Raw genomic sequence first — 10,243 nt, 5'->3', positions numbered from 1 at the left:
CCGGCTGGCCGCTACGCCGCGCAGCGCAACGGTTCCAGGTCTCACCCACCACCGCCAAGCGATGGGCCGACCGCTACCGCACCGCCGGGGCCGCCGCGATGAGCGACCGCTCCAGCCGCCCCCATCACAGTCCGACCCGCACACCCACCCGCACCGAACGCCGTATCATCAAAGTCCGACTCCGACGCCGTTGGGGACCCGCGCGCATCGCCTACCTGCTCGGACTGCATCCCTCGACGGTCCATCGCGTCCTGGCCCGCTACCGGATGGCCCGACTGCGGTGGCTCGACCGGGCCACCGCGGCCCCGGTCCGCCGCTACGAACACCACGCACCCGGCGACCTGATCCACGTCGACATCAAGAAACTGGGAAACATCCCCGACGGCGGCGGCCACCGCGCACTGGGCCGCCGCGCCGGTGGACGCAATCGAGCACGCTCGGCAGCGAAAACGCTGCGCCGCAACGGATCCAACCACGTCGGATGCAGCTACATCCACAACGCCGTCGACGACCACTCCCGCCTGGCCTACAGCGAAATCCTCGGTGACGAACGCAAGGAAACCGCTGTCGGCTTCTGGAGAAGAGCCCGACAATACTTCGCCGCCAACGGAATCAACGTCGCACGAGTTCTCACCGACAACGGCTCCTGCTACATCTCTCGACAACGGCGCACCGAGCTGACCACGACCGGCATCACCCACAAACGAACCCGCCCCTACCGGCCACAGACCAACGGCAAAGTCGAACGGTTCAACCGGACCCTGCTCGAGGAATGGGCCTACGCCCGCCCCTACCGATCAGAAACCGAACGCCGCGCCGCGTTCACCGACTGGCTCCACACCTACAATCACTGTGAGTCTTCGGGTGGCTGGTCTGGGACTGGCCGACCAGGGTAGGCGGCGGTCGCCCGACTCGACGAGGTGACTCATACAATTACTGGCCCCACACAGGTGCCCTTCGGTTGGACCTGTCCGTCGAGGAGTCGGAGCGGTCGACGCCACCCTGGCCCACTTCGGTGTCCTGATCAGGAGATTGCCCGACCTGCCGGTCGTGGCCCGTCACAGTGCTGAACCCGGAGTGACCACTTCCCGGATCGGCGTCGGTCGCACGCGGCCGGACCGTTGTCGCTGGAAGGAAGGTAGCCGAACGCCGTGACCATCGTGGCGCACAATCACCCTTACGTCATCGGCGTGGACACCCACGCACGCAAACACGTCCTCGCGATCTTGGCCGCTACCGGGCAGTTCATCGCCTCCGCCGAGTTCTCCGCGACCAAGGCGGGTACCGCCCGCGCGATCACATGGGTCGCGCGGCGAACCGGCGAAGACCTTGCCGCCTTGTGGGTCATCGAGGGCGTGGCCACCTACGGCGCCCAACTCACCGCCACCGTGGCCGAGTCCGGCTACCAGGTCATCGAGGCGCCTCGGATGAACGCCCGGGCCCATCGCGGAGCCGGGAAGTCGGATTCACTCGATGCTCGTCGCATCGCCGAAGCCGCACTGCCGCTGGAGGAACACCAGCTACGACACCCCCGCTCCGGCGAGGGGGAACGAGCCGCGCTGCGTGTGCTTGTGACTGCTCGAGATCACATGACCGGTGAACGCACCGCGACCATCAACGCGCTGAACGCGCTGATGCGTGCGATCGACCTCGGCATCGACGCTCGCCGTCCACTGCGGAGCAAGCAGATACTCGAGATCTCGCGCTGGCGAGCCAGAGAAGAGCCACTGGCCCGGGCAACCGCACGGGCCGAAGCCACGCGACTGGCTGGCCGCGTCGTGGCACTCGACGGCGAACTCGCCGTCAACCAGAAGTCGATCGCCACCCTCGTGGGCGCCACCCCAGCTCACGGCCTGCCCGAAAAGACCGGAATCGGACCCGTCACCGCGGCCGCCTGCCTGATCGCCTGGTCGCACCACGGCAGAGTTCGTTCCGAAGCCGCGTTCGCCTGTCTTGCCGGGGTCAACCCGATCCCCGCCTCGTCGGGAAACACCGTTCGTCATCGCCTCAACCGCGGTGGCGACCGACGGCTGAACCGAGCCCTGCACATGGCCACGATCACCCGAATGATCCACGACCCCACCACCCGCGCCTACGTCGAACGCAGACGCGCCGAAGGCCGAACCACCAAAGAGATCCGCCGCTGCCTCAAGCGCTACCTCGCCCGCCAGATCTACCGCCACCTCAACGCCACCAACGCAACACCGAACTTGGCTTGACAAACATAGGAGAGTCCACCGCGGCCACACCGCACTCGGCGGACAACCACCAGCCAGCCGCGTTCCTAACCTCTCAGGTCAGTACACCTAGGAGGTGAGCTGCCGGTCAGGCGGCCAGTGCGTGCATGTTCGCGCGGACTCGGGGAAGGCGGTGCGCGATGACCTGGGCGGCGGATTCGCTGGCGCGGCGGTCGTGGCGGCCGTAGACGCGGTCGGTCACCGCGACCGATTCGTGCCCGGCGTCGCGGGAGACCACGAAGATCGGTACGCCGTCCTGCAACTTCCAGGAGATGCCGGTGTGTCGCAGCGTGTACGGGGTGAGGTGCTTGATCCGCAGCGTCCTGATCGCCGTGCCGTACTGAGCGATCAGCGCCTCGGGGTCGGCCCCACGCCACTGAGCCTTCTTCGTGAACGGCGTCAGGTGCCCTTTGGCGACGATGGTCTCACCGCGTTCGAATGCCGCGGCGGCCTGCGCGAGCGCGTCCAGGCGTCGCAGCGCCGGCTGCCACGTCTTCTCGTGGAAGTAGGACGCCTTGATCGGTGTGTCGTGGCGGGTGTGGAACAGCAACTCGTCCGCCGGCCGGGACAGGTCCAGCCGCTCCAGGGTCTGCACCGGAATGTTCACGGTGCGCGTGCCCCGCGCGGTCTTCGGCGTACCCAGCTTCATACGTGATCCGGCGTCCTTCCACGCCCGGGTGATCCGCACCGCTCCGGTGACCGGGTGCACATCGCGGACCCTCAGTGCACCGACCTCCGAGGGCCGGGCCATCGAGACCAGATCGAACTCGGCCTGCGGACGCCACCGCGCGATGATCAACTCCTCGAACAACTCCCATTCGTCGTTGTCGAAGATGTCGTGCTCGACACCGTGCTCGGCCGGCAGCCGGACGCCCGAGCACGGGTTGAACGGCAGCAGCGGCACCGGCCGCTGCTCGACTGCCGCGCGCATGCCGCTGGACAAAAAGCCATGCTTGTTCTTGATCGTCTTGGCCTTGTTGCCCTTGTCCTGGCTCAGGAACACGATCCAGGCGGCATCGGTGTCCTGGGTCACCGACTCCAGGCGTGCGGTTTCCCCGAAGAAGGGAACGATGTCGTTGCGCACGTAGCCGAGGTAGCGCCGATGGGTCGGAGCGTCGATGCTGCCGACCTTCAGCGAGCGGTCGGCATGATCGATCAGCCATGTCGACAGCAGGGTTCCGTCGCCGGATCCGCCGCGTTTGGCATCGAGGATCAGCCGAGCCTGATCCAGGCCGTGGCGGGCGACGTAGTCGCGCCACCACACCGCTTCCTCGTAATCGTCGTGGAAGCTCTCGGCCGTGCCGCGGCGGGTGCCGTCGGCATCGTAGTAGTGGTAGTGGACCTGCCAGTTGACGGTGCCGTCCTGGCGACGGCGCGGACTGGGAGTCAGATTCGGCATCAGAGATCTCCGGGTGTCGGTGGGCGACACGGGAGAGTCCCGAGAAGCGGAGTGGCAACCAGTGGCAACCACGAGTGGCTGTGAACCTACCGGAAATGCGCCCTGACCTGCAATGGAGTAAGTGGGCCTAGGAGGACTTGAAAGCTCGACCCCACCGAAGGCGGTGCTCGGCCGAACACACTGCGCGACAGGCGACAAGCCCGAAGCGTCGGTGCGGATGGTGTCCCCCGGACGCACCGAAACCCGATCATGCGGGGCGGCACCGGCGAGGCAATCTCTCGGGAGACAGCCCTCGACGCACGCGCGGCGTCCTCGTGCCCGAGCGGGGCCGCCCACGCCGTGCCACGAGTTGAGCCCGGGCGCGGACGCGGCAGGGTCCCTCCGGAGACGTCCCGACCGCTGCGCCCCCCGTTTCGGCTGTGGTCATCACTTCGCTCACACCATCGGCTCACTGGATGGAATCACCCCAGACAGACCCACGGCGCTGCCTGCGCTCGCCCGACAGGAGAACGCATCGTTCATGAGAGGTTTCCGCACACTTCCGTCGAACTGCACGGCACCTGTCGCACCGGCTGACAGTGCCCAGCCCCGCATCACCACTTTCACTCCCGGATGCTGTGGCCAGCGGTGTCACGAGGCGCGGCCGCGCTCGATGCCGGGATGCTCGCGTCCGGTTACGACAGCCGATTTCAGATCTGTTGCTCGGTATCCCGTCCGTGACCGAGAACTCCGCCGTCGTCGCTCACACTTTGCTGCAGCGTCTACTTCACCTAATCCAGCTCATCAGCCGAATTATCGGAAGCACAAGCCGCACCAGCGAGTCGGAGCTGTCGCGTAACCGTACCCTCGCCGACGATCAACTGAGACGCGGCTTTGCTGGCAGCGACCTCAATCACAGATACCACCACCCGCACGAGATGAAGTACCAGTGAACCGGGAGAGATGCCCAGCCGACGACACGGTTGATCATGTGCGACGGGGGTAGGTCGGATCTGTTCCGACACCAGCATTCAGGAGGTAGACATGGGTGAGGGCACCGATGATCACAGGGAAGCGCAGGAGGTCATCGAGGAGGATAAGGCCAGGGTCAAGCGCGCGGCGACCACCCTAAGTGGGGTCGCCACAGACCTCGACCAGCAGACCCTCCGACGACAAGGCAAGGACAACCCCCAACGCAGGGCAGCGCGAAATGAACACGAATCCGAACAAGCTGCCCACGAGGCGGACCACAGCTGAAGCCGAGCTGCCGACGGCACGGATCCACGCCTCCGGTGCGCGATGCCTGCGGCAACGAGTTCGGCTCCGCGCAGGATGGGGCCCACTCGGCTACGACACGCCGGAACTCGGCACATAACGCGCGCCGAAGACTCTCTCCGACAGCCACCTCCACCAAGACCACCCCCAGCATCCTGCCGTCCACCTACCACCGGAAATGAACCACAGCCGCCGGAGGGTGTGCCTCGATGTCGGCGACAGTACCGTCGGGCCGGTCGGCGGCGGTGCAAGTCGAGACGTTCGCGGGCATGTCGGCCGCATTGCTGATCTCACCGGAGATGTTCCAGAAGTCGTTCTGTGAAGTGTCTGCGAGTATCGGGCGGTTCGGCCCGGATAGCGATGTTGCCGAAGGCGGCGGCCGCGGGCGGGATGAGCAGCTTGCCCGCTGCGGATTCGCGACAGGCGGCGAGTGCGCCTGTCGCCGCGACTCGGCGCGGACTGCCTGTCGGCGGTGCAGGACGGCGGCAGTCACGCGGCATCGGCGACGACGAGCACGAAAGTACGGACTTAGGTCGCGAGCAGGGGCCGCATGGCGGGATTTTTATGGATTCGTGACGTTGTCGTCAGCGGCCGGTCAGCGGAGATCCAAGGGCTCGCCGCCCGGTGCGAGTCTGCTCTGCGTGGACACCGATCCTGATGGTGGGCTGAAGCGTCGACAGATACGCCAGAGCGGCACGGCGCAGGGGTTCGCCGAACAGCCAGTAGCTCTCCGTGGATGGTGGCACGATCGGCAACATTGTCTTCGCGCCCCGCGACGAACGGCTCCCAGCTGATGCCGAGCCGCGGCGTCAGACCCGCTTTCGGCACGTTGGTGTCCGCGACGATCGAGGCGATCGCCAAGTTCGGCTACGCCCAGGCCAAGGTCGGGCGAATCGTGGGCCGCGCCGGGGTCAGGTGTTTGTCGAACCAAGCGATCAGGGCTTCGGGATGCAGGCCGGAGAAGTTGTAGCCGTCGAAGCGCCGGTCGGCGCCGCGTATCCCAGTACAGCTTTTCCCTGGACTGGGATGGCCTTGCAGATGGATTGGGCATCTTCGGGCCGAGTCATGTTGTCGTCGTGGACCTAGTACCAGAGTCGGGACCGTGACCGCGCCGACGTGGTGGAGCGAGGATTGCCCGGCGAGGTGGAACCCGGTGCGTTGGTGGACGACCTTGTCGAGCCGATGGACTCGACGACCCCAGTGCCGGGTGAACGGCCCGCCCGGGGAGCAGTTCCCGGGCGGGCCGCGATCACCTTGGAGGAGCCACCCGCGCGGCCGATTTGCCGGTAGATCGCGCACGCGACCGAGTCGACTGTTGCTGGCGTGTCAGGCGGCGCGTGTGTGGGGGTGGGGTGAGTCGGTGGTGAGGGCTTGCTCGCGCACGGTGGTGAGGATGCGGGACAGGGTCCGCGAGATGTGCATCTGGGAGCAGCCGAGTCGTTTCGCGATCTGTGCTTGGGACATGTTCTCGGCGTATCGCCAGATCAGGACCTGGCGGTCGCTGTCGGGTAGCGCTTGCAGTAGTGGGCGCACGGCCATCGCGTCGTCGAGCAGTTCGTAGCCGGGCTCGTCGCTGCCCAGCAACGCTGCGGGGCCGACAGGGTCGGCCTCGTCGTCGTTGGTGCTCAGCGGGGCGTCGAGGGAGTCGGTGCGGTAGGCGTTGGCGGCGACGAGGGCCTGGGTGACCTCACCGCGGTCGATGCCCAGTTCGGCGGCGATCTCGCTGGGCCGTGGGGTACGGGCGAGGCGCTGGCTCAGGGCCTCGATCACCGGCCCGATCCTGAGGTGGGTCTCCTTGACCCCGCGCGGCACGCGCATGGCCCAGCCCTGGTCGCGGAAGTGTCGGCGGACCTCGCCCATGATGGTCGGCACCGCGAAGGCCAGAAAGTTCGGGCCTCGGTCGGGGTCGAAGCGGTCGACCGCGCCCAACAACCCGACACATGCCACCTGGTAGAGGTCCTCGAACTCGATGCCGCGTCCCTCGTAGCGGGCGGCGATGTGCTCGGCCAGGGGCAGACACCGCTCGATGATCCGTTCCCGCAGCGCGGCCCGGTCGGGGTCGGTGGGCCCGAGGGCGCGCAGTTTCTCGAACCACGGCTCCAGGTTGTTGTAGGAGTCGCCGCCGCGTCGTCGCGGCGATCGAGGTGTCGAGTTCGCGTGTCCGGTCATGAGATCTGCTCCCTGCTCGGAACGAGATGCGCTCTTGGCACGGTAACCCCGTACCGGCGGGGTTCAAACCCTCGAAACCAGACGGACCCGCCCCGCAGCAAGGCAGGTCGCGACGCCTGGATCACACCGTGATCTCGACCAGAGAAAGGTTCGAGCACTGCCGAAGAGGGATCAGGCTGATGACCGTCAAGGCGACTACTCGCCGCGCAGGAAACCCGAACCCGGCACCGCATGGTTGGCCGGGGTGATCGTGACCGTCCTCACCGACGGCGTAGCGGTCCTGACCACCTCGACAGCGGGCACCGTGCTCGTCGCGGTGAGCGTGCTCGCCGGTATGGTCCGGGCGCTCGATCTACTGCGCTGAACTCGCCCCGCACGGCGCGCACGCGCCGGACCTGCGGCGATGTCCTGCGGTGAGGGACGAGGGCGGTTACGGTGAGCTATGGCGACCAAGGACGTCACCCTCACCGTGACGATGGACGAGGACCAGTGGCGGCTGATCGAGGACGCCGCCGACTGCGCGGGCATGACGGTCCTCGACTACCTGACGTGGAACGTGCGCCTGCTGGCCGAACAGGCTCGCCCCGGCGCACCCCGACGCAGCATCACCCCGCCGCACCGACGCGTTCCCGTCGCCGAGGAATCCGGCCACGAGATGTGGGTGGAGTCGTTCGCCGAACGTCTCGGGCACCGGGCCGACCCCTACCGCGAGGACTGAGCCGCCCTGCCCCAGGGAACGAGTTGTTGCCGGATGTCGTAGCCGTGTTGATCGTCGGCCGGCGCACGGCCTGGACGCGAGCGGTTGCCGTGTGTTCTCGAGTTGCGCAGATGAACCTGGATCAGGTTCAGTGCCGATCGTCATCGGGTGGGTAGAGGCTGTTGGCCACTTGAGGACGGTCCGACCGACTGATCACGCTGCTGGACTTCGATCCGCGCTAGCCGACAGATCGGCGTCGAAGGGGCGATGAGCGCGCAACGGGGTCGCGGGTGAGTCCTCGCAGAGTCGGAGACCATTCCGAGGTATCAGGACGTGGGATCGCGCAGGTACCCGTCGGACGTCCCTCGGACGGTGCGGGGTCATACCGGCAATCGCAGCGGGGGCCGACACCGGACCGTGTCTTCGAACACTCGGTCACCCCGGTGTCCGTCCGGGGTCGGTCAGGATGCAGGGTTGTGCAGCTACCGTGTGCGGACTTGTCAGGGGTGTCGCGACGGTCCGAGGGTTATGAGGATTGCGTGTCCGTGGTGTGGGTCGGGACCCGCGCGGGCGGTGCCGGATCGGTGTACGGTGCTGTGGCGCGTAGTCCGGGGAGGTTTCGTGGTGTTGCGGCCTGGTGAGGTTTTCGCGGGGTTCGTGATCGAGCGCGAGCTCGGTCGCGGAGGGATGGGGCAGGTGTATCTGGCTCGCCATCCCCGGTTGCCGCGGCGGGTGGCGTTGAAGTTGCTGGGGCACGCCGATCAAGTCGACGACGAGGCGCGCGGCCGATTCGAGCGTGAGGGCGCGGTCGTGGCCCGGCTCGAACACCCGAACATAGTGACTGTCTTCGATCGTGGGGTCGAGGACGGGCGATTGTGGATCGCGGTGCAGTACGTGCAGGGGACGGACGCCTCGCATCTGCCGGGTGGTCGTCTGCCGGTGTCGCGGGCGCTGTCGATCGTCGCCGAGACCGCGCGGGCGCTGGATTACGCGCACGCGGTCGGGGTGCTGCATCGCGATGTGAAACCGGCCAACATCCTGGTCGCCGCCCCGTCGGCGGGGCACGGGGAGCGGGTGTTGTTGACCGACTTCGGGATCGCGCGTCTGCGTGATGACACCAAACACCTGACCCGCACGGGCACGTTCCTGGCGACCCTGTCCTACGCCTCACCCGAACAGCTTTCGGCGTTGCGTGTGGATCATCGCGCCGATCAGTACTCGCTGGCCTGCACGCTGTACTGGCTGTTGACCGGGTCGACGCCGTTCGAGGCCGACAGCGCCACCGCGGTGGTCGCGGGCCATCTGCACCTGCCGCCCGAACCGCCCAGCGCCCGCCGCCCGGATCTACCCGCCGCGCTGGACGAGGTGATCGTGCGCGCGCTGGCCAAGGACCCGGCCGAGCGTTTCGATTCCTGCACGGAGTTCATCGACGCCGCGCGCACGGCACTCGGTCCGTTGGAGACCGAGCCGACACGATCGGCCGCCGACGGCGGTCAGGGTGCGGCGAGCACCGTGGTGTCCGAGGGGCCCGGGTTCGCGGGGCCGGGTTCGCGGACCGCGCCGACGATCCTGAACATCGATTCCACGACCGGTCACGGAAACCGGGGGCAGGGGCCGACCTCTGGCCGGGTGGATCGACCGAATCGAACCGAGTTACACCGTTAACTGGACAGACCCGTGCGTCGAGCTCGCAAGTAGATGACGCTATCAGTCTCGATGGACAGCCTCCTGCGTGCCCGCAGAATGAGCATTCTGCGGGCACGCAGGAGTTTCCGCGTGTGTTAGTGCGCTTTCTGGTACGCAGCAACAATTTGTGCGGAAACACGTCCACGTGTTGATACTTCGAGACCTTCTTTGCGGGCCCAGTCGCGAATCTTGTGTACATCTGCCTGGTCGGCAGCGACTGGTCGAGGCGGGCGCTTTACACCCGGTGTCCGCCCGACCTTGCGAGCGCTCGCTACCCACTGTTCCAGTGAGTTGCGCAACTGCTGGGCGTTAAACTCGGACAGATCGATCTCATAGGACACACCGTCGAGAGCGAAGTTGACCGTCTCTTCAGCTACAGATGAGCTGTCGTAGTCGTCAGTGAATTCAACGATGATTCTGCGCGCCATACGGATTCCTTCGTGGGGAGAACTGGGCGACGAAGAAGTCATCGTAACTGTTCGTGGGCCATCGTTCAGTCCGAGGCAGGGGCAGAGTAGGCGCCGCATCTTCGATGTGGTGGGGGTGAGGGCATCAAAGGTCCAGATGTGCCGACGATTCTCTGCCACCTCACTACTAGGCGAACGCTTCGAAACTTCCGCCCTACCTCAAGATTGGTGACGATGGCCCGTCCCCGATAATGCGACCACCCGGGATTAGAGCCCGGGTTGTTTCGTCGGTTTCAGTTGATCCCGCAGTCCACCGGGTGGTGGGTGTGGGTGCAGGCCGCAGCGTACTCGGCCGGTGTTCTGTAGCCCAGCGCTGAGTGCCGGTGCCGCAGGG

General features: G+C 66.6%; 8 protein-coding genes. 5 read left to right on the top strand and 3 right to left on the bottom strand.

From position 1 onward, the window contains the following. The coding region (locus tag ON30_RS28575; RefSeq protein WP_040712273.1) for an IS481 family transposase at window positions 1-896 on the top strand (896 nt) is incomplete at its 5' end. 255 nt (window positions 897-1,151) lie between these two features. Continuing rightward, complete coding sequence (locus tag ON30_RS28570; RefSeq protein WP_040712271.1) at window positions 1,152-2,219, top strand: IS110 family RNA-guided transposase; 1,068 nt, start codon at window positions 1,152-1,154, stop codon at window positions 2,217-2,219. A gap of 106 nt (window positions 2,220-2,325) precedes the next feature. On the opposite strand, the gene ON30_RS28565 is transcribed toward ON30_RS28570, so the two are convergent. Further along, window positions 2,326-3,636 carry a site-specific integrase gene (locus tag ON30_RS28565; RefSeq protein WP_040712269.1) on the bottom strand — a complete coding sequence of 437 codons (1,311 nt, stop codon included), beginning with the start codon at window positions 3,634-3,636 and terminating at the stop codon, window positions 2,326-2,328. A 1,023-nt stretch (window positions 3,637-4,659) separates the two neighbouring features. Here ON30_RS28565 and ON30_RS28555 point away from each other — a divergent pair. Further along, window positions 4,660-4,872 carry a hypothetical protein gene (locus tag ON30_RS28555; protein WP_040712261.1) on the top strand — a complete coding sequence of 71 codons (213 nt, stop codon included), beginning with the start codon at window positions 4,660-4,662 and terminating at the stop codon, window positions 4,870-4,872. A 1,344-nt stretch (window positions 4,873-6,216) separates the two neighbouring features. Here the strand turns inward: ON30_RS28555 and ON30_RS28550 are convergent. After that, a complete protein-coding gene (locus tag ON30_RS28550) occupies window positions 6,217-7,059 on the bottom strand; it encodes an RNA polymerase sigma factor SigF (RefSeq protein ID WP_051030093.1) in 843 nt (280 codons plus the stop codon). A gap of 442 nt (window positions 7,060-7,501) precedes the next feature. Here ON30_RS28550 and ON30_RS28545 point away from each other — a divergent pair, with 442 nt between their 5' ends. Further along, complete coding sequence (locus tag ON30_RS28545) at window positions 7,502-7,777, top strand: hypothetical protein (RefSeq protein ID WP_040712260.1); 276 nt, start codon at window positions 7,502-7,504, stop codon at window positions 7,775-7,777. A 600-nt stretch (window positions 7,778-8,377) separates the two neighbouring features. After that, on the top strand, window positions 8,378-9,421 hold the full coding sequence (locus tag ON30_RS28540; RefSeq protein ID WP_306307399.1) for a serine/threonine-protein kinase: 1,044 nt from the start codon (window positions 8,378-8,380) through the stop codon (window positions 9,419-9,421). Window positions 9,422-9,537: 116 nt separating this feature from the next. On the opposite strand, the gene ON30_RS37955 is transcribed toward ON30_RS28540, so the two are convergent. Further along, on the bottom strand, window positions 9,538-9,870 hold the full coding sequence (locus ON30_RS37955) for a histone-like nucleoid-structuring protein Lsr2 (RefSeq protein ID WP_040712259.1): 333 nt from the start codon (window positions 9,868-9,870) through the stop codon (window positions 9,538-9,540). Window positions 9,871-10,243: the final 373 nt, after the last annotated feature.

Source organism: Nocardia takedensis NBRC 100417 (genome assembly GCF_000308695.1).
Taxonomy (GTDB): Bacteria; Actinomycetota; Actinomycetes; order Mycobacteriales; family Mycobacteriaceae; genus Nocardia; species Nocardia takedensis.
Note: the sequence above shows the minus strand (reverse complement) of the source record. Positions and strands in the feature narration are given on the sequence as shown.